Raw genomic sequence first — 25,320 nt, forward strand, 5'->3', positions numbered from 1 at the left:
AAACATTCAGAAAATGGAAATCAAGATAAAGAGCCTCGACGCTATCCACGAGGCTGCAAAAGAGTTCATCAGCAACATCGGCGAAAACAAAGTATTTGCCTTCTACGGCAGGATGGGTGCCGGCAAGACCACGTTCATCAAGGCTCTCTGCGAGATTCTCGGCGTTGAAGACGTCATAACTTCCCCCACCTTCGCCCTTGTGAACGAATATACCGACGGCAACGACAATCCCATCTACCACTTCGACTTCTACCGCATCAAGAAACTCGACGAAGTCTACGATATGGGCTACGAAGACTACTTCTACAGCGGCAGCCTCTGTCTCCTCGAGTGGCCCGAACTCATCGAAGAAATATTGCCCGAGAATGCCGTCAAGGTAACGATTGAAGAACTGGAAGACGGCACGCGCAGCGTCAGTTTCTGACGGACGGGCAAGAACAGGAATCTTTGTCCACGGCAGGAATTATCCCCTACGACGGATGTCTTAAAACGGAAACAACGATGAAGGCACTCTTTCTGAAAAGTATCGCCACGCTGCTTTTCCGCTCCATTTTCCTTTTCCCCGCAGGCTGTACGAAGCCAGACAACAGGCTTTTCAGCATAGAGAAGAACGACCTGTACGGCTATGCCGACGCACGCGGCGATACGGTCGTCGGCTGCCAATATACGCTCTGCTTCACGGATACGATTACCCGAATCGGCTTTGTTGCCGACCAGCACGGACGCATCAGCTGTCTTGACAATCAAGGCAAATTCCTCTTCTTCGTCTTTGCCTACGACAATGGTCCCGATAATCCATCCGAAGGACTTTTCAGAATCATCGGACAAGACGGCCGTATGGGCTACGCCGACACCCTCGGGCATATCGTCATCGAGCCCAGATACAAATTCGCACATCCTTTTGTGAACGGAAGAGCCAAGGTGGCCGACCGGGGAAGCGTCGTCATTGAAGGCAGTCCGAATGGAGACAGGCACGAGACGTGGGTTTCGGACAAATGGTATCATATCTCGCGCTGAATACGACAAGGCAAACTTTCAAAAAGCCATAGCATATAACTTATGAGACAGAAATTAACTTTAATCACATTAGGAGTGAAAGAATTTCCACGAATCAACAAGCTGTTGCCATTGTTGGAGACAGGATTTCCATACATAGTAAGCCATAAATTTGCATCATTGTAAAGATTAGTCGATTATTATAGTGTATCGATCCCTCAAAAGGGTCGAGGGTTTTGAGCGAAAAGGTCGAGGGTTTTCTTGGAAACCCACGACCTTTTTCGTATATTTGCACCGAAGACACAGAAAAAACCGCCGGAGGGTACAGGCTCCCGACCTCCGCACGGCAACCCACCGTGGAGCACCTAAACAAAACTATGGCAAACAGACCTTTAGCCTACACGCTCACCGAGCGCAAGGCAACAATCGGGGCAATGGCTGGCAAGACCGTCATTCAGGCTAATCCCACAGGACGCAAGCGCGTCGACCACCGCAGCTTCTGCGACGAGGTGGCGCGCGCAACCACATTCACCGGCGCAGAGGTGGAGGCAGTGCTCCGGCTCGCCGCCGAGATAGCAAAACGCCACGTAGAAAACGGCGACATCGTGGAGTTTGGCGACATCGGCACGCTCACACCCTCCTTCCAGAGCAAGTTGGTTGAGAAAGGCGTAGTGGAGTTCAATCCCAACATCCACATTACGAAGCCCGTCGTGCGTCTCTCGCCCTCGCGCAAATACTTCACCCTCACCGGCGTAAGCTACGAGCGTGTAGAAGCACCGGCCAAGAAAACGAAGAAGCCGAAGCCGTCAGAAGAAAGTGGCGAGGATAATCCGTAACGGCAGATCCACAACGGAGCGATGAATCTCAAGGGCATCGCCCCGTTTCCCTCTTACCATCCTTTTACATACCAACAAAGAAAAAGCCATATCGGAATCTCGACAAGAGAGGATTTCCGATATGGCTTTTAAAATGTCGGGCAATCTTTCAACAGATTACCAATGTTTAGTTTACAGCAATGCCTTGAACTTCTCGTCGAGAACAGCCTTGGAAGCAGCTCCCACGAACTTGTCTACCAATTCGCCGCCCTTGAAGAAAAGGATTGTAGGGATGTTGCGGACACCGAAATCCATAGCGATGTCGTTGTTTTCCTCTACATCGCACTTACCGACAACGATCTTGCCGTCATAGTCGTTTGCCAATTCTGAAATGATTGGACCAACCATCTTGCAGGGACCACACCAAGTAGCCCAAAGATCAACTACCAATGGCAAATCGCCATTCTTGTAACTCTCAAAATTCTCAGTTGTAATTACTACTTCCATTTTTTCTTTTATTTAAAAATTGTTTGTATTCTTGATTATGTTTCCGTTCTTCCAAATATTGTGCCAACTTTAATTTATGTGGTAGGCCATTGCAGGATTCCGTTTGAGAAACTCTATCAGCTTTCTGTCCACGTTCACTCCCTTGCTTCTGCTTCGGAGCTTTACCACGTTCTGCTCCGGCGTGCGCAACTGAACGAGCAACTGCGTGTCGCCGGGGCATTCCTCTATGACAGATGTCAGGTCTGCCACGGTGTCTTCTGTCAGCGTCAAAGCGTCAAGCGTGATGGTAAAACTCTTCAGCCGGTGTGCCTTCACGTCATACAGTTGCTCCACATTGCTCACTTTCAGCTCGTAGATTTCGCTGTTCCGGTAGCGAGGCTGGCATTTTGCCGTTACAAAGATAGTATAATTTTCTTTCATTAAGCCATTATATCGCGCCCAATCGTCGCCAAACAGTGCCAATTCGCCTGTTCCTTCATAATCTTCTATCTTTACAAAGCCGAATGGCTTGCCTGTTTTCTGTGAGAAACGCTCCACAACTTCCGTTATGATGCCGCCGAAAGTAATCTCGTCGCGCTTTGACAGTTCGGCATAATCGGCATTGCGGCTCACTTCCGTACACTTTGTGTTGCACATATTGTTCAGAATAACGCCGTATTCATCCAACGGATGCGCCGAGAGATAGATGCCCACAAGTTCGCGTTCCTTGTTGAGCTTCTCGATGGTGGGCCACTTTTCGCCCTTCGGAATCGCCGGATGCGCCACATCGACTGCGTCGTCGCCGCCGAAAAGAGAGTTCTGCTGCTGTGCCTTTTCCATCTGGAAGAGCTGCGCATATCTGACGAGTGTGTCGAGGAAGGTCTGTCCCTTATTGGTAATTCCGAAGAACTGTTCGCGCTGCAAGCCGAAACTGTCGAAGCCGCCGCTGTACGCAAGGCTTTCAAATGCCTTGCGATTGACGTTGCTCAGGTCTATTCGCTCCGCGAAATCAAAGATATCCTTGTAGGCTCCGTTCTTCAGCCGCTCGTTCACGATGGCTTGCGCAGCTCCCGTTCCCATACCCTTGATGGCCGAAAGACCGAATCGGATTTCTCCTTTCTTATTTACACCGAATCCCATCTGGCTTTCGTTCACGTCGGGTCCGAGCGTCTGTATCTTCATCGCCTTGCACTCTTCCATCAGTTTTGTGATTTCAGTAATCTGACTGAAACGACGTGTCATCAGTGCTGCCATAAATTCGGCAGGGTAATGGGCTTTCAGGTACGCCGTCTGATAAGCCACCCAAGAATAGCAGGTGGCGTGGGACTTATTGAAAGCATAGCTCGCAAACTTTTCCCAGTCGGTCCATATCTTTTCCAAGACGACAGGGTCGTGTCCGTTTTCCTGTCCCTGTTTCAGGAATTTTGGCTTCATTGCGTCTACGATGGCTTTCTTCTTCTTACCCATCGCCTTGCGGAGCGCATCGCTTTCTCCACGGGTAAAGTTGGCCAACTGACGACTGAGAAGCATCACTTGCTCCTGATACACGGTAATTCCGTAAGTGTCCTTGAGGTATTTCTCCATGCAAGGAATATCGTATTTTACCAGTGAGGGGTCGTTCTTTCGCTTGATGAAGTCGGGAATGTAGTCCATCGGTCCGGGGCGGTACAAGGCGTTCATCGCAATGAGGTCTTCAAATACCGTCGGGTGCAGTTCTCGAAGATACTTCTGCATACCTGCCGACTCGAACTGGAACGTACCGATGGTTTGTCCCCGCTGATAAAGCTGATATGTCAGTTCGTCGTCGATAGGGATATTGTCGATATCTACGATGTCGCCGGTGGTCTGCTTGATAACCTTGCACGCCTCCTTGATTTCCGAAAGCGTCTTCAGACCGAGGAAGTCCATCTTGATCAAGCCGGTAGTTTCGATTACGTGTCCGTCATACTGCGTTACAGGCACTTTCTGGTCGGGATAGTCTGGGTCGGTTGCCGTAGAAATGGGCACCCACTCGCTGATAGGATTGCGGCAGATGATGAATCCGCAAGCGTGAATGCCAGTTCCACGCACCGTTCCTTCGAGCATCTTGGCATACTTTATCGTGTTTCTTTCGCGCAAGTCTTCGCTCACTTCGGCTTCCTGCAACTGTGGTGTACACTTGATGGCATTGGTAAGATTCATCTTCATTCCCTCCGGCAAACGGTCGGGAATGGCTTTGCACAAAGCATTTGAAACCTCCAGAGGTAATTGCTCTACACGTGCGACATCCTTGATGGAGTTCTTTGTTGCCATCGTAGAGTAAGTAATGATGTGTGCGCAATTCTCTTCTCCGTACTTGTCCATTACCCATTGCAGCACTTTTCCTCGTCCGTCGTCGTCGAAGTCGGTATCAATATCGGGAAGATTTACACGGTCTGGGTTTAGAAAACGCTCAAAAAGCAAGTCGTATTTCAACGGGTCTATCCTCGTAATACCCAAGCAATAAGCCACGACGGAACCGGCAGCAGAGCCACGTCCGGGGCCAACCATCACTCCGAGTTCGGTACGTGCTGCGTTGATAAAGTCCTGCACGATAAGGAAGTAGCCGGGGAAACCCATTGTTTTCATTACGTGAAGCTCGAAGTTGATGGCCTTTCTCACTTCATCCGACAATGGTTCGCCATACAATGGCTTAGCTCCGTCATAGGCAAGTTTGGCCAGATAGTCGGCTTCGAACTTGATGCGGTACATCTTTTCATACCCACCGAGACGCTCGATAACCTTCTGTCCCTCTTCAGGACTTAATTGGTTTTCTCCATTCTCGTCGGTAGTAAATTCACGATAAAGATCTTCTTCCGAGAATATCCTTCGCCATTCCTCTTCCGTTCCAAAGTCTTCGGGAATCGGAAAGAACGGCATAATCGGACCATTGTCGATACTGTAAATCTCTACCTTATTAAGAATATCTATCGTGTTGGCCATAGCTTCCGGCACATCGGCAAAGACTTCATTCATTTCCTCACGTGTCTTAAACCATTCCTGCTTTGAATAGCGCATACGTTTCGGATCGTGAAGGTCTTCCTGAGTGCTCAGACAGAGCAGATGGTCGTGAGCTTCGGCCGTTTCCTGATCTTCAAAGTGGCAGTCGTTCGTGCAGACAACCTTTATTCCGTATTCCTTTGCAAACTGCAACAGCACTTTGTTCGCCTTTTGTTGCAAGGGAAATGCCTCACGATTGGCAATGAGGTTCGGATCCTTCACTTCGTGCCGCTGCAATTCCAGATAGAAATCGTCTCCGAATACACGGTGGTACCATTCACAAGCCTCACGTGCACCTTCTATATCGTCGTGGATTATCTTGTTGGGAACTTCTCCTGCAATGCAGGCCGTGCAGACAATCAATCCTTCGTGATACTTTTCCAAATCGGCACGGTCGGTTCTTGGGCGATAGTAATAACCGTCCACCCAAGCCCTTGACACAAGTTTGATAAGATTCTTGTAACCAGTGTAATTCTTGGCAAGGACAATAAGATGATAACCCGAGTTATCGTGCATATCTTTTACCTTGTCAAATTTAGTTCGGCGTGCCACATACATTTCACAGCCGAAGATGGGCTTGAACGGTTCCTCGCCTTTTTCCTTGCGTCCTTTGTTGATTTTTGCACAGTAGTCAGAAAACTCCTTGATGCCAAACATCACACCGTGGTCGGTGATGGCCATACCTTTCATCCCATTCTTGACGGCCTTGTCTACAAGATACTGCACCTTTGACTGGCCATCAAGGATTGAATAATGCGTGTGAACGTGTAAATGTACGAAATCTTCCATTTTTTAACTGCAAATTTGAAGTTCAAAGTTACGACGAAAAGATGACACGACCAAAAGAATGATTATAAAAATTTGTACAACTAACAAAAAAGAACTATCTTTGCACCAATAAAAATGTTGCTTCTCAACCATGGGAAAAATCAAGAGAAAACTTAGAAAAATCAGAATACATCACGAAGGTACGGACCAAATACTGTATGGAGGAATAGGCATAGTGCTCATTGCCCTCATTTTATGGTTTGCAATGCCTCAGAACCATATACCTTTTTGGATTTTCATCGCCATTTTCGGTACTGTTTATAGCATCGTGCTCAATTTCTACCGTTGTCCTATCAGATATTTTGAAGGCGAAGATACTGAAAAGATTGTTGTAGCTCCGGCAGACGGACACATTGTCGTTGTGGAAGAAGTTGAAGAAAATACCTATTTTCACGACAACCGTATGATGGTTTCCATCTTTATGAGTCTTTGGAACGTACACGCCAACTGGTTTCCTGTTGATGGAACCGTGAAATTCGTCAAGCATTTCGATGGCAAGTTTATGAAAGCGTGGCTTCCTAAAGCGAGCGAGGAAAACGAACATACCGATACGATGCTTGTAACTCCCGATGGTCAGGAGATTCTTTGCCGTCAGATTGCCGGTGCAGTAGCACGCCGTATCGTCAATTATGCAAAGGATGGCGATGAATGCTTCATAGACGAGCACCTCGGTTTCATTAAATTGGGTAGTCGTGTCGATCTTTATCTTCCAATGGGTTCGGAAATCCTTGTCCAGATGGGACAGTCCACAACTGGCGACCAAACCGTAATAGCCAAACTACCTTAGAAGAGCTGTTCAACAAAATGAATCTTAAAAAGCATATTCCCAATAGCATTACCTGCTGCAACCTCATTTCCGGCTGCATTGCAACGATGTTTGCCGTTGCCAATGAGTTGAATGTTGCATTGCTATTCATCGTTTTAGGAGCAGTTTTCGATTTTTTCGATGGGATGACAGCACGTTTGCTGAAAGTCAGTTCGCCGATTGGTAAGGAACTGGACTCATTAGCAGATGTAATTACGTTTGGAGTAGCTCCTGCAACGATGGTTTTCAGCGAACTCCATATTATGGATTATCCGGGAATATTGAATGCACTTCGCGACTATATCCCGTTCTCGGCATTCATAATGGCTGCATTTTCAGCATTGCGATTGGCAAAGTTCAATCTCGACGAGCGACAGGCATTAGGCTTCATTGGACTGCCGACCCCTGCCAATGCGCTTTTTTGGGGTTCATTATTAGTAGGTGGCAGAAGATTTATAGAAGCATCGCCGTTGATGCTCTTCTTTGTTCTCGGAGGAATCTGCGTAAGTTCGTGGCTGATGGTTTCTGAAATTCCGATGTTTGCCTTGAAGTTCAAACAATGGGGATGGAAAGGAAACGAAGTAAAGTACATTTTTCTGCTGACCTGTATACCATTGCTTATCATCTTTGGGATAGCAGGTTTGGCAATAATCATCGCTTGGTATGTGCTCTTGTCAGCAATTATCCACAAATAATTCGTTTTTCATCTAATTTACCGATTAGCAAAAAACAAAGTTATGGCAACAATTCTTAAGTTCATTCTTGCAATATTCTTCCTCTTTTTGGTAGCTATCCTTTGGATAGCCTACACATTCTATAAACAGATAAAACACACTGCGAATAGATTTCAGCAGAGAGAACGCCCACAATATCAAGCTGGAACTGATGGCGATACGGTTATAGACAATCGCCCGCAAGCGCAAAGAAAGAAACAAATCATAGGAGATGACGAAGGAGAATATGTGGATTTTACCGAGTCAGAAACTCAATCAGGGCAGAAAGAATAAGTTTTATCAAATAGAAAGAGAATCAAATTCATTTTTGATTCTCTTTTTTATTTTTGCAAAAAATCTGTTTTATCATCCAATTTCGTACAATGCACGCGCTTACTCTGTTCCGAATTTATGTGAAATGCTGAAAAAGTAAACCACATATTTTAATAAAGGACTGCTAAAAGTAATAAAAAAAACAACAAGCCACCCATAAATCATCAGCTTGTTGGGATTTATTATGCCATTGTTTGAAGAAGATTAGTTGTGTACCAGCGTACCAATCTCTTCTCCGTCCATCACTTTCTTCAAATTGCCCACTACGTCCATATTGAATACATAGATAGGAAGATTGTTTTCCTTGCACATAGTAGTTGCAGTAAGGTCCATAACCTTCAGCCCCTTCGTATAGATTTCGTCGTAGGTAATCTCCGTGAACTTGGTAGCAGTAGGGTCTTTTTCGGGGTCAGCCGTATAGATGCCATCAACACGAGTGCCCTTCAGCATCACGTCTGCCTCAATCTCAATGCCGCGAAGGCTTGAGCCGGTGTCGGTTGTGAAATACGGGCTACCCGTTCCGGCCGAGAATATGCACACATAGCCTGCTTCCATAGCCTCGATGGCTTTCCACTTGCTGTAAAATTCGCCGATAGGTTCCATACGGATAGCCGTCAGAACCTTTGACTTCACGCCGATTGCACCCAATGCAGAGCTTAATGCCAACGAATTAATCACGGTTGCACACATACCCATCTGGTCGCCCTTCACGCGGTCGAAGCCTTTCTGGCTTCCACTCAATCCACGGAAGATGTTGCCGCCACCGATAACGATGCCTATCTGAACTCCCATCTCCTGCACTTCCTTTATCTGGCGGGCATAATCAGACAGACGTTCCGGATCAATTCCGTGTCCCTGACTGCCCATTAAACTTTCTCCTGAAAGTTTCAAGAGTATTCTCTTAAATCTTGCCATACTTTATTTCTTTAAATTCGTAAGTTCTTATCATTCCCTGACGGTCTCTAAGCACGAGATGTCCGTCGTCCTCCACTTCAACGATTGCGCCTTCAAACGTTCCGTCAGCATCTTCAAACAGATGGAAACCCTTGTTGCGATACATCGCCTCGTGATACATTCCCGAAATGGCAGCATAGTTTGCGCTGCGTATCAGTTCATAATTTTTCTCGAACGAGCAAACAATCTTCTCAAGAAGCTCGTCCCTGTCTACTTCGCGCCCGAGAATCTGACACAAGGAAACCGGATTTGGCGCATCGCTCCTGAAATCAGTCTGATTGACATTCAGCCCAATTCCAAACACGCAATCCTTGATTCTGCCTGCGCCCAGTTTGGTTTCTATGAGCGTTCCACTGAGTTTCTTGTCCCTCCAATAGATATCGTTCGGCCATTTCAGAGTTATATCTTCATCAACATAGTCGGTCAAGGCTTCCTTCAATGCCAAAGCACCGTATTCTGACAGGAGAAACTGGTTGCGAACGGCTATTTCGGACGGATGCAGCAAGATGGAAAAAAGAAGATTCTTTCCCTCTTCGCTCTCCCAAGTGTTGGTGCCCTGTCCACGCCCTTCCGTCTGATAGTCGGCAACGGCTACCGTCATAGCCTCGTCTGCGGTTGGAGTGTAAGCCATAAGGAAGTTGTTCGTACTATCGACAGACTCCAGACGGATAATCTTTGCAGCAGGTTTCTCTTCCTTTCGGAAAGCATTCTTGATTCTTTTTAATATATCCATTTATTCTTGATTCACGTTCGGGTTTCAGACAAATGGCAGGAAAGCATCCTTTACGTGTCTGACTTCGTGCTCATCAGGGCTACCGACTATCGTAATGATGTCAAAACGAATGTCTTGATTCCAGCAATGCGACTTCACATAGGCATTTGCAGCAATGGAAAGAGAACGGATTTTCTGTGCATTCACAGCCTCATCGGCATCCGTGAATCTTTCGTTTCTGCGTGTTTTAACCTCTGCCACTACGAGTACATCATTTTCCACGGCTACAATATCCAAGTCCCGCCGACCGTATTTCCAGTTTCTGTCGAGTATTCTGTAACCGCTTTGGCGCAGATATTCGCACGCAAGCTCCTCTCCCCACGCTCCCAATTCGTTGTGTGTTGCCATTATCTGTAAATCTTAGATTATTTTTAAGGTGCAATGTACGCTAAGGCGCATTTTCTAACGCATACAAAGTTAGAATTTTCTTTCTGAAAAACAAAATAAATGTAGTAATTTTGCAATATGAGTATGGAAGAACAACAGAAGAAAGACGAATACTATATGCGGCGTGCGCTGGCCGAAGCCGAAGCTGCATACAGGGAAGGCGAAATACCGGTGGGAGCCGTAGTGGTTTGTCGAGACAGAATCATAGCCCGTGCGCACAATCTGACTGAAACGCTGAACGACGTTACTGCGCACGCAGAAATGCAGGCGATAACGATGGCAGCCAACGAGTTGGGTGGGAAATACTTGCAGGACTGCACGCTTTACGTTACCGTTGAGCCTTGCATAATGTGTGCAGGTGCCATAGGATGGGCGCAATTAAAGCGAATAGTCTATGGCTGTCGCGACGAAAAGCGTGGCTATATGGAGTATGCACCAAAGGCATTGCACCCGAAAGCCACAACTGTGTACGGTGTGTTGGAAGATGAGTGTAAGGACTTGATGCAAAGGTTTTTCAAGGAAAGGAGATAGAGGTACGAACGGGCAGATTCTAAAAATCGTGTTCTGCATAGAACTGTCTCAGAATCTTTGAATAATATTGACAAAGACCTCTGCATAATTCGTTTATTTTCGACAAAAGATTTTTATTTTTCAAATATGCGAATTATGAGCGTGCAGTCCTAACCGTCAATAAATCAATTTGCTATGAATATTTGATATGGTTTGTGCATAAAAATATCTTCAAATTCTTTACGAATAGGATAATAAATCCGACTTTTTTACCATATTTTTCGCTATATTCTTCGCAAGTTTGCTCTCCATTCTTGCGATGAATGTGTTGCGTTTATCGCAAGAATGGAAAATCATCTTCGAACAACTGAATGCCAATACCTCGAAAAATCAAATTCATTTCTCAAAACAAGCCTTGAAATTCTCTATATTGCAGAAAAAATATGTGCGTTTTTGGGTAATCAAGTTTTACATTTTTCTGAATTACATTCTAGTGTTTTCTTGGTTTCATAGATGAAAATACGTCTTAATGGGCGAATGATTCTTTTCGTAAATTCTTGCTACAAACCGATATGTATAAGAAAAAGACGACACACTTTTTGAAAAGTGTGTCGTCTTTTTTATAAGATATAATCTTTTAATTACTTGTTGATAGACTTTATAGTCTTTTGTGTTCCGTCATTGAACTTGATTTGCTTAATGATAACACCCTTTGCTGTCGGAGAAACTTTCCGTCCTGCAATATCGTAATAGGTATTGCTGACAGCTTCAGCATTGTTTTCTTTTGCTATATTTCCGATGCCGGTAGGGGCAGCATTCTTTAGTTTGTACACGGTTCCGGCATATTCGCTCATTCGTTCCCAAGTTTCGTCTTCTCCTATACAAGACAAGAGATATGTCTTGTCAGTTCCCGGTGAATCAAGTGTAATCTTGTCTTCTTCGATAGTATAGGTAATGTCCAAAGGTGTGGCTAATTTTTCAGCTTGATTGTTTTGGTTTATGCTGTAATAGCCCATAAAAATCTCTATTTTATCATTTGCATCATTTATGATAGAGAATATCATAGTTTTGTGTGGAATAGTAATTTTATTGCCTTCGATATTTCCTTTTACCCATCTGTCGGTTATATCAATAAATGTATAAGGAAGTGCCGCGATTGGATTTTTAACGTAAACGGTCTTGTTGTCGGCAGCGAAAACCACCTCAAAGTCGGAAACCTCTTTCAAATCCAGACTGGCCATATCAAGCGAGTAGCCGTCATCTGACATTTGCAGAAAAATACCTTGACCGACGCGGTTGTAAACTTTAACGGTGCCTTCCGGTCGCTCATTAAGAGGTTCTTGTGCATTGGCACTCATTCCGAAGATAGCTGCAAGAGCTAATAGTAATAATTTTTTTATAACTTTAAAATATTAGAATTGTTAATCTTAATTGTTTGGTCTTTTTTATCTTTTTAGACTAAGGCTTTTATTTATGCATTTGCTTACAAAGATAAGGAAAAATATGAAAATTTTAAATATTTTCATTCTATTTTCAACTTAAACAGTTGCTTTTTAGATTTATCACCAATGTTTAAGGTATAGATGATGGGAATAGAAATACACAAAAGTGGAAAAGGGAAATCTTAATCCAACCAATCCGTGAGGGCATAAAAAAGCAGGCGATTCCAAATAGAACCGCCTGCTTCTTCGTATGTAGTATTTTGTGCTTTTTTACTTTACCTGAACTACCAGATACTTACTTGTACTCCAGAACAGTTGTGGATCTTGGATTTTCAAGATGTAATTGTCGGAAGCATCTCTTACAAGCGAGTAGCTGCTGCTCGGGTGTGAGGTAAGCAGAGACGCCTTCTTGCTGTACAATTTGAGTTCCTTCACGTTACGGATATCAATCTTTGTGAAGTAATCCTTGTTGAAACTGCTCTTCAGCACTTCTCCGCTTGCAAGAATGCGCTGTTCCTTGAGTTCCTTCTTCGTGCCGAATACATACCAAGCTGTGTTGAGCTGAGCATCCTGTGCGGAGATTGTTTCGCTCTTCTGCTTTGATTCAGTTTGGAGATTAGCCTTGTCTGTTTCAAGATTCTTCTTTTCCGTTGTCAGGTTTTCCTTATCAGTCTTCAGCGTTTTTACGTCTGTATTCAGACCTTCAATGGTTTCATCAAGTTCCTTGATGTGAATATTCTTTGCTTCCAATTCAGCTTGAAGCTGCTTCAGTTTTGCATCCTTAGCATTTACTTCGGCAATCAGCTTGTTGATGGTCTTCTGCATTTCTTCTCCCTTGAAACCGGTAGCCTGCAACTTAGCCTGCAAATCCTTGATGAGCTGACGGTTTTCAGCCATACGCTGCGCAATGAACTTGATGTCTTCACGAATCTTGTCCTCGGCCTTCATACCTTCGCCTTGCTTTGCAAGGGTAATACGGTCTTCGGCCTTACTGATTTCATCGAAACCTTGCTGAATCTGATTCATAGATGCCATCATAGCATCCAGTTCACTATCGCGGGCTTCGATGATGGCACGCAATGAATCGTTCTGAAGTTCGGCAGGATTGATTGTACCTTTCTTGTCTTGGCAGGATGCTAATGCTATCACACTGCAAACTGCGAGGATGAATAGTTTTTTCATATTCAATGTGTTAAATTGTCAATGTTAGAAGAGTTGTCGTTCTTCAATGTTAATATCTAATTATTCTTATTGGTTGGTCGTTTGGGATTTATTTGATTTTTCTTTTGTCTTTGTTTTCTCTTTTCCAGCCAAGACGATTACAAATTCGCCTCTTGGGGCTGTCTCCTTGAAGTGATTTATTACTTCTTCCAGCGTGCCACGCACGCTCTCTTCGTGCAATTTGGAGATTTCGCGACAGCAACTGACCATTCTCTCCTTGCCGAATATTTCGGCAAACTGCTCCAATGTTTTCAATACCCTGTATGGAGATTCATAGAATATCATTGTGCGTGTCTCGTCTGCTAGACTTTCTATCTGCGTTTTCCGTCCCTTTTTCTGTGGGAGAAAGCCTTCAAAGCAGAAACGGTCGCAAGGAAATCCGCTGGAAACCAAGGCCGGAATCATTGCTGTTGGCCCGGGCAAGGTCTGCACCGTGATGCCTGATGCGATTGCTTCGCGCGCCAAAAAGAATCCGGGGTCGCTGATACCGGGCGTTCCTGCATCGGAAATGAGTGCTACTGTCTCGCCTGCCTTCAGTCGGTTCACGATGCTTGCAGCAGTACCGTGCTCATTGAACTTATGATGCGCCATTAGATGATTCTTTATATCAAAATGCTTGAGCAGAATCCCGGACGTGCGTGTGTCTTCGCAGAGCACGAGATCTGCTTCCTTAAGGATTCGGATGGCACGAAAAGTCATATCCTCCATATTCCCCACTGGCGTTGGTACAAGATATAATATACCCATAAGTGCTGCAAATGTAAAAGAAAAGTATGAAATTCCAAAATAAATTATGATTTTTTACAGTAGAAAATTATATAGATTGCACGCAAAACGATGAATCCTGTCTGTATATTTTGAAAAACAGAGCAAATAAATCATTTGTGTTCCAATCTATTTGTAATCATTTTGGCTAAAGTATCTGCAAATTGCCAATACAGAATTGTAAAAATAGGTATATGATAATTTTTCTGTTTCAATTTGATATAAATGCTGCTGATGGTTGTGAAAGGCTTACATATATTAAAGGAGAGAATCATTTAAATTGACACTTTTTGTTATTTTTCACAATCACAAACCATTTCTTTTAAAGATGTATAGGGTAGAAACATTGTATGAGATTATTTGTAAAGCAGAAAAGACAGAGAACTTTTAAGTTGATTAGTTGCGTTTTCTTATTAAAATTTCTATCTTTGCAACTACTATGACACTAATGGACAATTTGAATGGAGAAAGACGTCGGCAAGGACGCATCGAAGTGATTTGTGGAAGTATGTTCTCCGGGAAGACGGAAGAGCTCATTCGCAGAATGAAACGTGCGAAATTCGCAAAGCAGAAGGTTGAAATTTTCAAGCCTTCTATTGACACACGCTATTCGGATGAGGATGTTGTGAGCCACGACAAAACGGCTATTCATTCAACACCAATCGATTCTTCAGGCAATATTCTGCTGCTTGCTTCCGATATAGAAGTTGTAGGAATCGATGAAGCACAATTCCTTGATGAAGGACTGGTGGATGTATGCAACCAATTGGCCAACAATGGTGTCAGGGTTATCGTTGCCGGACTTGATATGGACTTTAAGGGCATTCCTTTCGGTCCGATTCCTGCCTTACTGGCAATCGCTGATGAAGTAACAAAGGTACACGCAATTTGTGTGAAATGCGGCGCATTAGCATACGTCAGTCATCGACTTGTGCAGAACGACCATAGGGTTTTGCTCGGCGAACAGCAAGAATATGAACCACTTTGCCGAGATTGCTATCAGAAATCACTAAAGGTGGAACGAAGCGCAGGTTCGGAATCGGGAAAATAACTTACACATTATAAATTCCAAGACTATGCAACACCCCATCACTTTCGATAAATTCATACGTTGGGCACTGATAGTTGCAGGCGTAATTGTGGCATTTCTTATACTGGATATGCTTTCTGGTGTTCTGCTGCCATTTTTCATAGCGTGGCTATTCGCATATCTGCTGCATCCTATCGTGAAATTTGTACAATACAAACTGCACGTTCCGACACGTGCATTGAGCATTATCGTTACGATGCTTCTTGTTGTAGCAGTAGGCTTTGGCATTTTCCTTTTCATCGTACCGCCATTGATAGAGCAGTTCGACAAACTCGTTGCCATTGCGACGAAATATTTGCAAGGCTCAACCAGTTCAAACAGCATAGCTACTGCCGTTCGCGACTGGATACAAGAGCATCAGTCGGAAATAAATAAATTCCTGAAGAGCCCGGATTTTACCGATGCGCTGAAAACGGCAATGCCCAAAGTGTTCTCGGTTATCGGCAAGACAGCCAGTATTATTCTTTCCATCATTGCATCCTTTATTACCTTATTATATATGTTCTTTATCCTTTTGGATTATGAAATGCTGACATCGAAGTGGATAAAGATATTCCCAAAGAAGGTAAGACCTTTTTGGATGGGTTTGACAAAGGACGTTGAGCGCGAACTCAACAATTACATTCGCGGTCAGGGGATGGTATCGCTCATTATGGGCATCCTCTTTGCCATTGGATTTACCATCATCGGCTTTCCGATGGCAATCGGTATGGGAATCCTGATAGGCATTCTCAATCTTGTGCCTTACCTGCATACCTTTGCATTAATTCCGGCAGCATTGCTCGCATTGCTGAAAGCTGCCGATACCGGACAGAATTTTTGGTTGATTTTCCTTTCAGCAATCATTGTGTTCGTCGTGGTGCAGCTCATCTGCGATATGGTGGTTACACCCAAGATAATGGGAAAGGCAATGGGGTTAAACCCAGCCATCCTTCTTCTTTCCTTGTCCGTGTGGGGAGCTTTGCTGGGCTTTATCGGATTGATTATCGCCCTTCCTCTTACCACCTTGCTCATTGCATACTGGCAACGGTACGTAACAAAAGAAACGAAGGATGAGGAGACGGAAATATTTCCAGATGAAATAGCATAATTTACGGGCGAAGATTTCTGTTTTATCTACAATATTTTGTAGATTTGAAATAGCGGTATTGGTTAGAAAGAATACCTAATAGACTTTCTCGTACCAAAAAGTCTGCAAATAATTTGGCATACTAAAAAAAAATATTTACCTTTGCACTCGCTTTCAAAAAGAGAGTTTGGAGGATCCGCTAGCTCAGCTGGTAGAGCACAACACTTTTAATGTTGGGGTCATGGGTTCGAGCCCCATGCGGATCACATAAGAACAAAGCCAAACGGCGACAAAAAAGAGACAAGTCCTACAATATCAACGTATTGTAGGACTTTTTTTTATCTTTCAGTCTTGCCTGAAAGACAAAAAAGGGGCACGAAAAGACACACTTTAGTATCCAAATCGTACCCCCTTCCCCAAAAAACGATTAGGGGGTACGATTGTCGGAAAATGGCTTACTTTTGACGTGATTTGTCTATACTCTATTTATCTCATTTACAGTGATTAAAATTAGTTTTGCAATCTAAAAAAAGTGAGATTATGAAAAATGAAAAGAGTACATTCAGCGTATTGTTTTACCTGAAAAAAGACAAGATGAAAAAGAGTGGTTTAGTACCCATTCATGCCCGTATCACAATCAACGGCAAACAAACCCAATTCAATACCAAGTTAGAAGTCCTTGAAACCAACTGGAAATCCGGCAGAGCCATAGGTAAATCAATGGAGATACAAAGGCTTAACTCCATGCTGGACGACATTAAGGCAAATATCCGTTCCCACTTCCACAACCAATTAATGCGGGATAGCTATGTTACCCCCGAAAGCGTGAAAAATGCTCTTTTGGGAAAAGAGGAAGAAGCCAATACCATCATTTCTTTTTTCACCCAGCACAACGACCAGTACAAGAAAAAGGTCGCAGCAGGTGAAGCGACCCCCAAAACCTACAGCCGATATGAACTGACAAAGTTACGCCTGATAGAATACATGAAAGATGAATATCGTGTATCAGACTTACCGATACGTCAAATTAATAAGGTATTTATTGAGAACTTCTACCTATATATAATAAAGAACCACGATTGTTCACCCAATACAGCAATGAAGTTTATCCAACGTTTCCGTACAGTGGTAAACTTTGCACAAGCTACCGGATTAATTACTGCTGACCCGTTCGCTCATTACAAACTTAAATTCGAGTATATCGAAAGAGGGTATCTTGACAAGGACGAAATAAGCAGGTTATGCAATAAAGAATTTGCTTCAAAGCGATTGGAACAGGTACGGGATATTTTTATTTTTAGCTGTTATACCGGACTTTCATACGTGGATATATGCGAATTAACCCGCAGCGACATCCGTATGGCATTCGATGATAATTTGTGGATTATAAAGAAACGTCACAAGACAAAAGTAACATCAAACATCCGTTTACTGGATATTCCGAAAGCTATCCTAAACAAATACGAGGGAAAACTTAAAAACGGTCAATTGCTACCTGTTATCAGCAATCAAAAAATGAATGATTATTTGAAAGAAATTGCAACGGTATGCGGTATTGACAAGAACGTCACATTTCATATGGCAAGGCATTGAGAATTTTATAAGCGTCAAATAATCAATAGATTATGTTGTTCGTTAATAAAGGGAGGTAACGATAAGGAAACCAGCAAACTTCTATACTCCACCTTATTTTGCCATTTCAAAGAACCGCTTTTTAGTTTTGCAAAAATATTATTTTCTAAACAGAAAGACAAATATTTATCTACTTTTTTATTAGTTATCCATGAAAGATATCTCTCTTTAGAGGCATTTCTTTTTTTAAACGCCTCTCATCTCTATTTAAAAATTTGAAAAATGTTTTTTGATAAAATACATGATGATTTCTATGTAATAAAAAATGCTCGTTAATATTTTCCAAAAATTGGTATGTATCTAATAAAGTATGAAATTGCTTATACCCATACTTATTTTTTCCAAAGGATGAAAGAGCATCGTAAAAAATCAAGGCTAATTCTTCGTCTGACAATTGTGCTTGTAAAATATTTAAATAACGTTGAATGTCAGTATTCTCGGTTTTATCTTGAACTGCATTCCTTTCTGTCACGACAAAGTTGATCGTATTGTAAATATATCTAAAAAAATAGCCTATACTAAAATTGTGCTTTCCAACGAATGAATCAAAAAAATCTAGTATACAGCCTTGAGCCATATCTTTCTCGGTATCCAATGAATTGCTTGACAGCCTATCCATAATAGTTTCAAAATTATCCTTGTTCTCTTCTTTTGGATAGATTGTGTAATATTCTTTCATTAATCCATAATAGTCCCATATCGTTGTAATGTTGGGGGTATTAAAGTGTTGAGCAATGTTTTTATTCACATTATCCCTAACATCATCTAACATTAATAGGAGATTAAAATATGTCGTTTCAAAGCGAGATTGCTCTTGAGACTGTTTAGATAATTCAAACTGTTTCCGTTGTTCTCTGAATGTTATGAATAAGAAGATAGTTGCTGTTATTGTAAAGAGTATACCAATTGTATCTGAAATAAAACTTCCAAGGTTATTCTTTAGTTGTTCAACAACATAACTATTACTAAACACCTTTTGTGAAATACCCATATACAAAAAGTATACACATAGGAGTATGCCTGCAACTAAAAAAATAATTGCCATCCAAAACATCAAATTTTTCTTCATTCTAATTATCCTCTTGTATTTCCCTTATAATAAATGTTGTCAACAGATGTGCTTGCCTATTAAGCGACTCATAAGTAGGATAATTGTTTGAAGCAAGCTCAACATTGTCTGTTATATCCATAAAAGTTCCCAGTTTTTCTATGTCTTTTACTGATAACTGCCTTGCTTGCCCTTCAATTATTACTTCAAATTTAACATCTCCATATTGCACACCTTCAATGCTAAAAACATTAGATGAATCAACACGCTGTATTCTATTAAGAAGGCTTCTGATATTAAAGAAATTATTTCTTTTAGCAGTGTAAACAATTTCTGTATTTCCCACCTCATCATTAGATATTTCATTGTTTGTCATGCGCGAAACTTTGAGATCTTCCTTGTGCACCTGTTCAAAAGTTATCTTCTTTGCCCCTCCTCCTATAGAACCAAGATGTTGATTTATAAGTCTTTGTAAAACTAATGGATTGATTTTTAAAACAAAATTGTTTTCATCATCTTCAATAATTCGGGGGGCTAAATATCCTCTCAGTTTACTTTCCAATAAGCTATAGATACCTAGATTCCCTATTCTTTCTAAAAGCAAAAAAGCAACTTTAGAATCTTCAGGAACATAAAAAAGGAAATAGAAAGGAATAAGAAGAGCTTCATTTACACTCTTGGTATGTGTTGCTTCTCCAGTTAAAACATTAACCATATTTTCTTCTGTTCCGTAATCACCTGTTTCAATAATTCCAGAGATATACCTTCCGTCAGTAAATAGCAAATCCCTCCCATCTCTTTTCATAATTCGAAAGAATTTTTCTTCATCTCGATTTTGAGCAACATCTTCATTTACTGAATTATACCTTAAGGTGTTAAACAATTCGTTAATAATATCAATAATATCAAATCCATTCATAAAGTCCGAAAGCACTATTCGGTCATCCCTTTTTCCTTTTCTGTTTATCGATAATTGATAGAGGGCTAAACTAATTTTTCTTGCCATAAGATGTGTCTCTTTTATTTTAAATTACTAATTGAATGTCAACAGATTCTTGAGTTATAGAATACTGTAGAAACAATTAGTCGATAAAACTATAACAATGATATACAGCATTTTGCATGGCTCAAAGAACCTATTGCAAAGATAAGGGTATGTCGTGAGAAAAAAGAATTTTCTCTCTTAATTTTTTCGTAAAGCCGTCTGTTGGGACGGCTTTTTGTTTTCTGTGTATTCTATTCTTATGATGAAATGCAGTCTCCGAAGACGGCGTTTTTTGTTTTCACCCTGCTTCTCTCTCTGCACATCCTCCACTTATGCCCGTGTATCATGTCCGGGATCGGTTGTTCGTTGTCAGCGGCAAAGGTAGTTCCTGGCTTCTACGGACAAAAAAAGGTCGGGTCGGCAAGCCGTTTAGACGACAATCTCCACACTTCCATTTCATTGCAGGTAGTATTCTCGCCGTAAAACCTTGTTTGTCCTAAGCCCTACCTTTTTACGCCACTGAAACGAAAACGACCGACCTGACGGAAAAACGCATAAGAAAATGTCGGATATGCGAGAAGCAGGGAAAAAGAAAAGTTGAAACTCAAACTCCCTCTCCTCTGGAATCCGCATAAAATCAAAAATAATCATTCAAGAAGAACAGATGAAGTAAAGCGGTCGGCAGATTTGCCGACCGCTCCTTTTCTTTCTTATGCTTCGGGCGGACAAAGCCCCCCCAATGAAAAACAGTTCGTTACTTTTGACAGTGAGTTGATACGGCTCAAAAGTAACAAAAAGCCATTGCTAAATGCCTCACAATAGCTTCTTGAATTTTATCTCTGCCAATCTGTTGATTTCATCTTTGTAGGTCTCAAGATGATGCAAGATGATGTTCTCCACATAGATGCCGATAGTCATATCTCTATTCCTCATAGACATGACTATCTCCGCCAATGTATCCTGTAGCTCTTTGGCGATATAGATGGTCTTGCGATTTTTCAGGGCGTTGCGACAGATGAAAAGCGACTCATAATCGCCCTTATCAGCCTTTCGCCTTTCTTTTCTTGGGACTCTTGATAAATCCTTTGACATTGGTTCGTCATTTGGACGTTCCGATTCAACACACAGCTCTTCAGATTGAGAGTGTTTTATCTCACTCTCTTTTCTTTTCATGGGAATACCCTGTGAAATAAGTTCTCGGATAGCAACGGGATCTACCTTGCCGTTTTGGTTCTCTGTCATACTTCCTTAATTTTTATTGTTATACAATTCACTGTTCATTACGTTGCCAAGATATTTACCGATGGAGATGAATACATCCGTTATCGGAGATATGTCCAATAATTGGCTTGTACCAGCAGGGCTACATCCTTTCGTTCATACCCTTTCTGTGGAGATGTTAATTAGCGTCCATCAATACAATCGTTCGATTGTATTTGCTTTCGCACATTCCCACGTTCGAGTGAAAGAATCAAGGATATGCTCTTTGATATACACCCTCGCTCATATCGCTCATCGAAACGTGATGTTATCGAAGACGCATCCCTCCACCGACATATTCGACAGTGCAAATATATGGCTCGGAGATGCTGTAATCAGCGTGATTTCCTTTAGTGCGTACTTGTGGCGTTAATTTGGATAGTTGTGACTTCATATGAGGTAACGGAGTTAGACATGACGCTTAGTAATTTTGCACCCAAGCGGTAAGCCGAAGCTTTCGAGACATAAAGTGCTCTTTTTTGAGTGATTCGTTTTCGTCCTTTATGGACAGACTTATTTGCATCGGGCAAATAGCAAGGTATGTTTTATGCAGCACGACTCCGTTTTTGCAGCATAAAACCCTTGCTCTTGCAGAGAGCTGAAAAAAACTCCGAAGTCGTTTTTCTTGGAGGAGAGAATGCCACATTCTGAATGCCGGTTACGCCGTGAAACACTAAAATCCAAAGTAAGAAATGAAAATGAAGAAAATTCGGAGCTCACGCTCCAAAGAGAAGACAGAAAAGCGTGTTTCGGTCAATTTCACGCCGACGGAATACGCTCATTTCCTCACGATGAAAGAGGAAAGCGGTGTGCCAAGTCTGTCACTATTCATCAAGGCAAGGGTCTTTAACGAGACTTTCCGAGTGATAAAAGTGGATCGTTCCTTGCTTGACTATTATCAAAAACAGACGACTTTGTACGGACAATTTCGCAGTGTCGGAGTGAATTACAACCAGACAGTTGTCGCTTTGAAGAGCAACTTTACTGAGAAAAAAGCCTTTGCGATGCTTGCCAAGTTGGAGAAAATGACGTTTGAATTGGCAATAATTGGAGGTGAAATCGTACAACTCACCCGTGAGTTTCAGGAGAAATGGCAACATCGGCAATAGCCTTTTACTGTGCATTATTATTCCTTAATGAACAAAAATCAGGCTTCCCTCTCATTTCGGGAAGCCTGATTAAGCATTTGAATGCATTTATCGTTTCTTGTATTTTCCGCCTTTCAGGTCACTCTCAACCATTCGTTTGTTCATTTTCTCTCGGAGGTCATCAAGGAAATAGGTGCGACTGTCATCCTTGCGGTGTTTCATGTTCATATAGACGTTGTAGCAGTTCTTAATTTCTACACCCAAGATTTCAGAAAAGACATCTGCCAATTCTTCTATACCAATTTCACCATCGTTAATACAGCCATAGGTATCGAGTGCATAGAGTAGTTCGACCAAGTCTGTTGCCCTGCCTGTCCAACGGAGTTTCTTCGCAGGTCTGACTGGCAAAGCAGGAAGAAGCCCCTGCATTCGCATCCTCAACAATAGCAACTCTGTGTCAATAACACAGAGCAGTTCCGATATATTTTTTCCCCATTTCGGTTGTTATACCTATTTTTTCAACCATACCTCTTAAATGGAATCGAGTAAAGTTCAATGTGCGAAACAATGAAACAAGATTTTCTTCACTATTCCCCAACTTTATGATTTCTCTGATAAGGTCATCGGTTGCTTCCGTACTTTTATTAGAGAATAGCATCTCAAAAGATGCGTTTTTAATAAGTCTTTTCATATTGCCTGATGGTTTTTGCAGGCAAAGTTCTGAAGATTGTTCAGGGCAAAATAACCCTCAAACGGCAAGTAATATCCCTATTGCATAAAACTCACAAAGAGTCGAGATATTGCTTGGGTTTTATTCTGTGATATTTGCGGAAAGCCTCCGTGAAGTGGCTGAGATTGGCATATCCGATTTTATAGCCTACTTCGGATACAGAGTAAAGACGAGTGGAAAGCAGTCGTTTTGCCCATTCCATCTTTTCGGATAGGGCATACTCGGCAATCGCCTTGCCGATAACCTGCTTGAAGCATTTTTGCAGTTTGGAGCTGCTCATTGCTGCTTCACGTGCCAGTTCGGGAATGCTCGGTACGTTGTTTAAACTTTGTAAAATCTGACGACGGACACGAAAGACAGCCTCCACATCGTTCAAATTCAAGTTGGAAAGAGATTTTACCTCCGAACGTTTTTCGAGTTTTTCGAGGAACATTGTCAGCAGTTCTATTGCCTTTCCGTGCAGATGGAGGGGATAGAAAGGCGCATCGCTTTTGGCTATCGCCTTGATGCCATCCAATACTTGTTGCATCGCAGGTGTGATAGTCTCGAATAGATAAAAAGACTTGTCCGACCGGAGCAGCCGACCGATGTAGGTTTCGTGAGCCGTATCCATTTGCTCTATCCAATCCTTGTTGAAGGTCAATGTGATGTTTTCATACTGCCGTTTGGGAGCGAAAGTCCACTCCGTAGGGATATTGCTTGAGGGCATAAAGATACCGTCGAGCGTGTCCACCCCGACCGTTTTCGTGCTTGTGCCGATAATCTGCTCGTGCTTATGCTCGTTGATATAGAACATCACAGGAATCCATTTCGAGTTTTCCACCGAGCGACGCACCATTGTCATCGGTTCGTACGATACGAAACTGATGTAGGTCAATGTGAGCCATGACAACGGGTAGTATTGCTTGAAAAAGCCGCTGCCCACTGAGGGCGGAACGGTAAAACCATCGTTCGTTACCGATGTGCCGAATTGCTCGGCAACCATCTCCATCCAATCTTCTGGCTTATTGATTGCACAAAATTCTATGGTCATATCATTATACCTTTCTGCAAATTTACAAATAAACAAGGATAAAAAAAGAGGATTTTCTTATATTTTTATCCTTGTTGAATCACATGCTCTATAAAAAACAAGAGTATTCCTTTTTGAGGGAATACTCTTGCGATAGGGATTTACTCAAACGCGACTAAACTTGACGGTACTCCCACGGCAGTAACGACGGGTATTTGGGAGCATTCGCCCGTCTTGGTATTGTAGGTATAGTAGCCCGTTCCGTTATTGCACGTCATACCAAAGACGATGAAATCCTTGTAGCGAGTTATGGCAAAAGAGCCATTGCTGTCGGTCATCGGCAAATCGAGTTTTTCGATGGTTTTGTTCCAAATGTCGATTTTCACGGGTTGGAAGTCTTTCTTGAGTATTCCAAATTCCGTATCCGTTACTTTCAAGCAACTATATACAATGCCATTGCCCGCATAGTAAGACTTAATCATATACTGTCCGGTCTTTCCTATTCCCTTGATGGTCGTTTTCGACAGGTTGAACAGGTAGTCGGCGTCCCATTGGTCGCTTCCTTTGCGGATACGCAGGAAACCTTCCTTATTGGCAACGTTGAAGTTGTTGCCCGCACTGTAAAAGTAGATGTCTCCCCGCTCGTCCATAAAGGCATCGGAATGGCGGAACAATCCGACAACACTTGTGCGACTATCCTTAATGACTTCAGTCTTTTTCGTTTTAAGGTCAATAACAGCCACCTCTGCACCCGTCCCCGGAACGGAGGTGTGGGGCGAATTGAGCTGGTTGAGGGCTACATACATCTTTCCGTCTCGAATGACGTTGCAACCGGGGTCGGGATTATTGTCCTGAACGGCATAAGGCGAGAGGTCGATTTCATCTTCTTTTTGCAACGTAGCGGTATTGATTAGCGCAATCTTTCCCCTTCCGTGCAAAGCGACATATGCCCGTTGCTCGTCGATAAAATTGATTTCTCCGGGTTGCGCCATCTGTTCAAAGGTCATCGTACCTGCTTTTAGCAATTCGCCGTGCGCCCCTCTTGTAAACTTATGTACCTTATCTCCGAATTTCCCTTCGGGCACAAGTACCGTGTTTCCTTTTGCGAAGAGATAACACCCAAAGCCAAATTCGAATGCTTTCTTGTTGTCGGTAGCTTGAGGTGTCAAATCACCGAACGTGCCGACGTAAGCACTTTTGTCCACATAATGCACAAAGGCAAAATGCTGTTGCACCTCGTTGGGCGTTGGTTTGGGGTCATCATTTTTGTCGCAGGACGTCAGCCCTATGGAGCCGACCAGCATAGCAAAAAGGGCTATGTTCTTCAATGTTGTTGTTCTCATTTTTATTTATGTTTAGAA

The 25,320-nt window shown here is 42.6% G+C and carries 27 protein-coding genes and 1 tRNA gene; 13 read left to right on the forward strand and 15 right to left on the reverse strand.

Translation table 11 applies throughout. The features are described from left to right. Positions 1 to 13 precede the first annotated feature (13 nt). From tsaE to P150_RS0111760, 4 genes are all read left to right on the forward strand, one after another. Complete coding sequence (gene tsaE / locus P150_RS0111750) at positions 14 to 424, forward strand: tRNA (adenosine(37)-N6)-threonylcarbamoyltransferase complex ATPase subunit type 1 TsaE (protein ID WP_028897856.1); 411 nt, start codon at positions 14 to 16, stop codon at positions 422 to 424. Between the two features lie 77 nt (positions 425 to 501). Next, positions 502 to 1,017 (forward strand): WG repeat-containing protein, encoded by a 516-nt coding sequence (locus P150_RS0111755; RefSeq protein WP_028897857.1) that lies wholly within the window; start codon positions 502 to 504, stop codon positions 1,015 to 1,017. 42 nt (positions 1,018 to 1,059) lie between these two features. Then, on the forward strand, positions 1,060 to 1,182 hold the full coding sequence (locus P150_RS18140) for a hypothetical protein (protein WP_255327176.1): 123 nt from the start codon (positions 1,060 to 1,062) through the stop codon (positions 1,180 to 1,182). Positions 1,183 to 1,373: 191 nt separating this feature from the next. Continuing rightward, on the forward strand, positions 1,374 to 1,832 hold the full coding sequence (locus P150_RS0111760; RefSeq protein WP_028897858.1) for a histidinol phosphate phosphatase: 459 nt from the start codon (positions 1,374 to 1,376) through the stop codon (positions 1,830 to 1,832). A gap of 171 nt (positions 1,833 to 2,003) precedes the next feature. On the opposite strand, the gene trxA is transcribed toward P150_RS0111760, so the two are convergent. Beyond that, entirely contained in the window at positions 2,004 to 2,318 is a 315-nt protein-coding gene (gene trxA, locus P150_RS0111765; RefSeq protein WP_028897859.1) for a thioredoxin, read from the reverse strand. A gap of 69 nt (positions 2,319 to 2,387) precedes the next feature. Continuing rightward, positions 2,388 to 6,104 carry a DNA polymerase III subunit alpha gene (gene dnaE / locus P150_RS0111770; protein WP_028897860.1) on the reverse strand — a complete coding sequence of 1,239 codons (3,717 nt, stop codon included), beginning with the start codon at positions 6,102 to 6,104 and terminating at the stop codon, positions 2,388 to 2,390. A gap of 130 nt (positions 6,105 to 6,234) precedes the next feature. On the opposite strand from dnaE, the gene P150_RS0111775 reads away from it, so the two are divergent. The 3 genes from P150_RS0111775 to P150_RS0111785 are packed head-to-tail and all read left to right on the forward strand — an operon-like array spanning position 6,235 to position 7,955. After that, positions 6,235 to 6,930: a phosphatidylserine decarboxylase family protein gene (locus P150_RS0111775; RefSeq protein ID WP_028897861.1), complete on the forward strand. Its 696-nt coding sequence runs from the start codon at positions 6,235 to 6,237 to the stop codon at positions 6,928 to 6,930. Between the two features lie 17 nt (positions 6,931 to 6,947). After that, on the forward strand, positions 6,948 to 7,643 hold the full coding sequence (gene pssA, locus P150_RS0111780) for a CDP-diacylglycerol--serine O-phosphatidyltransferase (RefSeq protein WP_028897862.1): 696 nt from the start codon (positions 6,948 to 6,950) through the stop codon (positions 7,641 to 7,643). 42 nt (positions 7,644 to 7,685) lie between these two features. Beyond that, the gene (locus P150_RS0111785) at positions 7,686 to 7,955 is read left to right on the forward strand and encodes a DUF4834 family protein (protein WP_028897863.1); all 270 of its coding nucleotides are present in this window, start codon (positions 7,686 to 7,688) and stop codon (positions 7,953 to 7,955) included. A 243-nt stretch (positions 7,956 to 8,198) separates the two neighbouring features. On the opposite strand, the gene pyrH is transcribed toward P150_RS0111785, so the two are convergent. The 3 genes from pyrH to P150_RS0111800 are packed head-to-tail and all read right to left on the reverse strand — an operon-like array spanning position 8,199 to position 10,068. Then, positions 8,199 to 8,909 (reverse strand): UMP kinase, encoded by a 711-nt coding sequence (gene pyrH, locus P150_RS0111790; RefSeq protein ID WP_028897864.1) that lies wholly within the window; start codon positions 8,907 to 8,909, stop codon positions 8,199 to 8,201. Continuing rightward, a complete protein-coding gene (locus P150_RS0111795) occupies positions 8,896 to 9,681 on the reverse strand; it encodes a biotin--[acetyl-CoA-carboxylase] ligase (protein ID WP_028897865.1) in 786 nt (261 codons plus the stop codon). Before P150_RS0111795 ends, pyrH begins: the two co-directional genes overlap by 14 nt. Positions 9,682 to 9,705: 24 nt before the next feature. Next, on the reverse strand, positions 9,706 to 10,068 hold the full coding sequence (locus P150_RS0111800; RefSeq protein ID WP_028897866.1) for a YraN family protein: 363 nt from the start codon (positions 10,066 to 10,068) through the stop codon (positions 9,706 to 9,708). A gap of 117 nt (positions 10,069 to 10,185) precedes the next feature. Here P150_RS0111800 and P150_RS0111805 point away from each other — a divergent pair, with 117 nt between their 5' ends. Then, a complete protein-coding gene (locus tag P150_RS0111805) occupies positions 10,186 to 10,638 on the forward strand; it encodes a nucleoside deaminase (RefSeq protein ID WP_028897867.1) in 453 nt (150 codons plus the stop codon). A 620-nt stretch (positions 10,639 to 11,258) separates the two neighbouring features. Here P150_RS0111805 and P150_RS0111815 read toward each other — a convergent pair. The 3 genes from P150_RS0111815 to rsmI form a co-directional block, all read right to left on the reverse strand. After that, positions 11,259 to 11,975 carry a hypothetical protein gene (locus P150_RS0111815; RefSeq protein WP_231477605.1) on the reverse strand — a complete coding sequence of 239 codons (717 nt, stop codon included), beginning with the start codon at positions 11,973 to 11,975 and terminating at the stop codon, positions 11,259 to 11,261. A gap of 354 nt (positions 11,976 to 12,329) precedes the next feature. Next, entirely contained in the window at positions 12,330 to 13,241 is a 912-nt protein-coding gene (locus P150_RS0111820; protein ID WP_028897870.1) for a hypothetical protein, read from the reverse strand. Between the two features lie 66 nt (positions 13,242 to 13,307). Next, positions 13,308 to 14,027, reverse strand: coding sequence for a 16S rRNA (cytidine(1402)-2'-O)-methyltransferase (gene rsmI / locus P150_RS0111825; protein ID WP_028897871.1), 720 nt, complete (start codon positions 14,025 to 14,027; stop codon positions 13,308 to 13,310). A gap of 457 nt (positions 14,028 to 14,484) precedes the next feature. On the opposite strand from rsmI, the gene P150_RS0111830 reads away from it, so the two are divergent. The 4 genes from P150_RS0111830 to P150_RS16485 all read left to right on the forward strand — a co-directional run bounded on the left by P150_RS0111830 (position 14,485) and on the right by P150_RS16485 (position 17,797). Continuing rightward, entirely contained in the window at positions 14,485 to 15,096 is a 612-nt protein-coding gene (locus P150_RS0111830) for a thymidine kinase (RefSeq protein WP_028897872.1), read from the forward strand. Between the two features lie 25 nt (positions 15,097 to 15,121). Next, positions 15,122 to 16,225, forward strand: a complete 1,104-nt coding sequence (locus P150_RS0111835; protein WP_028897873.1) for an AI-2E family transporter — start codon at positions 15,122 to 15,124, stop codon at positions 16,223 to 16,225. 172 nt (positions 16,226 to 16,397) lie between these two features. Continuing rightward, positions 16,398 to 16,470 (forward strand) — tRNA-Lys (locus P150_RS0111840). A 274-nt stretch (positions 16,471 to 16,744) separates the two neighbouring features. Beyond that, a complete protein-coding gene (locus P150_RS16485) occupies positions 16,745 to 17,797 on the forward strand; it encodes a site-specific integrase (RefSeq protein WP_036932215.1) in 1,053 nt (350 codons plus the stop codon). Between the two features lie 184 nt (positions 17,798 to 17,981). Here the strand turns inward: P150_RS16485 and P150_RS0111850 are convergent, their stop codons facing one another. The 3 genes from P150_RS0111850 to P150_RS0111860 all read right to left on the reverse strand — a co-directional run bounded on the left by P150_RS0111850 (position 17,982) and on the right by P150_RS0111860 (position 21,111). Beyond that, positions 17,982 to 18,905, reverse strand: coding sequence for a putative phage abortive infection protein (locus P150_RS0111850; protein ID WP_028897874.1), 924 nt, complete (start codon positions 18,903 to 18,905; stop codon positions 17,982 to 17,984). Between the two features lies 1 nt (position 18,906). After that, on the reverse strand, positions 18,907 to 19,890 hold the full coding sequence (locus P150_RS0111855) for a hypothetical protein (protein WP_018360139.1): 984 nt from the start codon (positions 19,888 to 19,890) through the stop codon (positions 18,907 to 18,909). Between the two features lie 792 nt (positions 19,891 to 20,682). After that, positions 20,683 to 21,111 carry a DUF3408 domain-containing protein gene (locus tag P150_RS0111860; protein WP_028897875.1) on the reverse strand — a complete coding sequence of 143 codons (429 nt, stop codon included), beginning with the start codon at positions 21,109 to 21,111 and terminating at the stop codon, positions 20,683 to 20,685. A 710-nt stretch (positions 21,112 to 21,821) separates the two neighbouring features. Here P150_RS0111860 and mobA point away from each other — a divergent pair. Next, complete coding sequence (mobA, locus tag P150_RS0111870) at positions 21,822 to 22,238, forward strand: conjugal transfer protein MobA (protein WP_028897876.1); 417 nt, start codon at positions 21,822 to 21,824, stop codon at positions 22,236 to 22,238. An 87-nt stretch (positions 22,239 to 22,325) separates the two neighbouring features. Here mobA and P150_RS0111875 read toward each other — a convergent pair whose 3' ends face one another. The 4 genes from P150_RS0111875 to P150_RS0111890 form a co-directional block, all read right to left on the reverse strand. Continuing rightward, positions 22,326 to 22,652 (reverse strand): RteC domain-containing protein, encoded by a 327-nt coding sequence (locus tag P150_RS0111875; RefSeq protein WP_028897877.1) that lies wholly within the window; start codon positions 22,650 to 22,652, stop codon positions 22,326 to 22,328. 22 nt (positions 22,653 to 22,674) lie between these two features. Beyond that, the gene (locus P150_RS0111880) at positions 22,675 to 22,908 is read right to left on the reverse strand and encodes a hypothetical protein (protein WP_028897878.1); all 234 of its coding nucleotides are present in this window, start codon (positions 22,906 to 22,908) and stop codon (positions 22,675 to 22,677) included. Positions 22,909 to 22,999: 91 nt separating this feature from the next. Further along, complete coding sequence (locus P150_RS0111885; protein WP_028897879.1) at positions 23,000 to 23,980, reverse strand: AraC family transcriptional regulator; 981 nt, start codon at positions 23,978 to 23,980, stop codon at positions 23,000 to 23,002. Positions 23,981 to 24,120: 140 nt separating this feature from the next. After that, positions 24,121 to 25,302, reverse strand: coding sequence for a hypothetical protein (locus tag P150_RS0111890; protein WP_028897880.1), 1,182 nt, complete (start codon positions 25,300 to 25,302; stop codon positions 24,121 to 24,123). Positions 25,303 to 25,320: the final 18 nt, after the last annotated feature.

Source organism: Prevotella sp. HUN102 (assembly GCF_000688375.1).
Classification (GTDB): Bacteria; Bacteroidota; Bacteroidia; order Bacteroidales; family Bacteroidaceae; genus Prevotella.

What these genes read in the sequence shown, in the direction of transcription:
- tsaE (WP_028897856.1), top strand. Translation starts at nt 14, where the DNA reads ATGGAAATCAAGATAAAGAGCCTCGACGCTATCCACGAGGCTGCAAAA.
- P150_RS0111755 (WP_028897857.1), top strand. Translation starts at nt 502, where the DNA reads ATGAAGGCACTCTTTCTGAAAAGTATCGCCACGCTGCTTTTCCGCTCC.
- P150_RS18140 (WP_255327176.1), top strand. Translation starts at nt 1,060, where the DNA reads ATGAGACAGAAATTAACTTTAATCACATTAGGAGTGAAAGAATTTCCA.
- P150_RS0111760 (WP_028897858.1), top strand. Translation starts at nt 1,374, where the DNA reads ATGGCAAACAGACCTTTAGCCTACACGCTCACCGAGCGCAAGGCAACA.
- trxA (WP_028897859.1), bottom strand. Translation starts at nt 2,318, where the DNA reads ATGGAAGTAGTAATTACAACTGAGAATTTTGAGAGTTACAAGAATGGC.
- dnaE (WP_028897860.1), bottom strand. Translation starts at nt 6,104, where the DNA reads ATGGAAGATTTCGTACATTTACACGTTCACACGCATTATTCAATCCTT.
- P150_RS0111775 (WP_028897861.1), top strand. Translation starts at nt 6,235, where the DNA reads ATGGGAAAAATCAAGAGAAAACTTAGAAAAATCAGAATACATCACGAA.
- pssA (WP_028897862.1), top strand. Translation starts at nt 6,948, where the DNA reads ATGAATCTTAAAAAGCATATTCCCAATAGCATTACCTGCTGCAACCTC.
- P150_RS0111785 (WP_028897863.1), top strand. Translation starts at nt 7,686, where the DNA reads ATGGCAACAATTCTTAAGTTCATTCTTGCAATATTCTTCCTCTTTTTG.
- pyrH (WP_028897864.1), bottom strand. Translation starts at nt 8,909, where the DNA reads ATGGCAAGATTTAAGAGAATACTCTTGAAACTTTCAGGAGAAAGTTTA.
- P150_RS0111795 (WP_028897865.1), bottom strand. Translation starts at nt 9,681, where the DNA reads ATGGATATATTAAAAAGAATCAAGAATGCTTTCCGAAAGGAAGAGAAA.
- P150_RS0111800 (WP_028897866.1), bottom strand. Translation starts at nt 10,068, where the DNA reads ATGGCAACACACAACGAATTGGGAGCGTGGGGAGAGGAGCTTGCGTGC.
- P150_RS0111805 (WP_028897867.1), top strand. Translation starts at nt 10,186, where the DNA reads ATGAGTATGGAAGAACAACAGAAGAAAGACGAATACTATATGCGGCGT.
- P150_RS0111815 (WP_231477605.1), bottom strand. Translation starts at nt 11,975, where the DNA reads ATGAGTGCCAATGCACAAGAACCTCTTAATGAGCGACCGGAAGGCACC.
- P150_RS0111820 (WP_028897870.1), bottom strand. Translation starts at nt 13,241, where the DNA reads ATGAAAAAACTATTCATCCTCGCAGTTTGCAGTGTGATAGCATTAGCA.
- rsmI (WP_028897871.1), bottom strand. Translation starts at nt 14,027, where the DNA reads ATGGGTATATTATATCTTGTACCAACGCCAGTGGGGAATATGGAGGAT.
- P150_RS0111830 (WP_028897872.1), top strand. Translation starts at nt 14,485, where the DNA reads ATGACACTAATGGACAATTTGAATGGAGAAAGACGTCGGCAAGGACGC.
- P150_RS0111835 (WP_028897873.1), top strand. Translation starts at nt 15,122, where the DNA reads ATGCAACACCCCATCACTTTCGATAAATTCATACGTTGGGCACTGATA.
- P150_RS16485 (WP_036932215.1), top strand. Translation starts at nt 16,745, where the DNA reads ATGAAAAATGAAAAGAGTACATTCAGCGTATTGTTTTACCTGAAAAAA.
- P150_RS0111850 (WP_028897874.1), bottom strand. Translation starts at nt 18,905, where the DNA reads ATGAAGAAAAATTTGATGTTTTGGATGGCAATTATTTTTTTAGTTGCA.
- P150_RS0111855 (WP_018360139.1), bottom strand. Translation starts at nt 19,890, where the DNA reads ATGGCAAGAAAAATTAGTTTAGCCCTCTATCAATTATCGATAAACAGA.
- P150_RS0111860 (WP_028897875.1), bottom strand. Translation starts at nt 21,111, where the DNA reads ATGACAGAGAACCAAAACGGCAAGGTAGATCCCGTTGCTATCCGAGAA.
- mobA (WP_028897876.1), top strand. Translation starts at nt 21,822, where the DNA reads ATGAAAATGAAGAAAATTCGGAGCTCACGCTCCAAAGAGAAGACAGAA.
- P150_RS0111875 (WP_028897877.1), bottom strand. Translation starts at nt 22,652, where the DNA reads ATGCGAATGCAGGGGCTTCTTCCTGCTTTGCCAGTCAGACCTGCGAAG.
- P150_RS0111880 (WP_028897878.1), bottom strand. Translation starts at nt 22,908, where the DNA reads ATGAAAAGACTTATTAAAAACGCATCTTTTGAGATGCTATTCTCTAAT.
- P150_RS0111885 (WP_028897879.1), bottom strand. Translation starts at nt 23,980, where the DNA reads ATGACCATAGAATTTTGTGCAATCAATAAGCCAGAAGATTGGATGGAG.
- P150_RS0111890 (WP_028897880.1), bottom strand. Translation starts at nt 25,302, where the DNA reads ATGAGAACAACAACATTGAAGAACATAGCCCTTTTTGCTATGCTGGTC.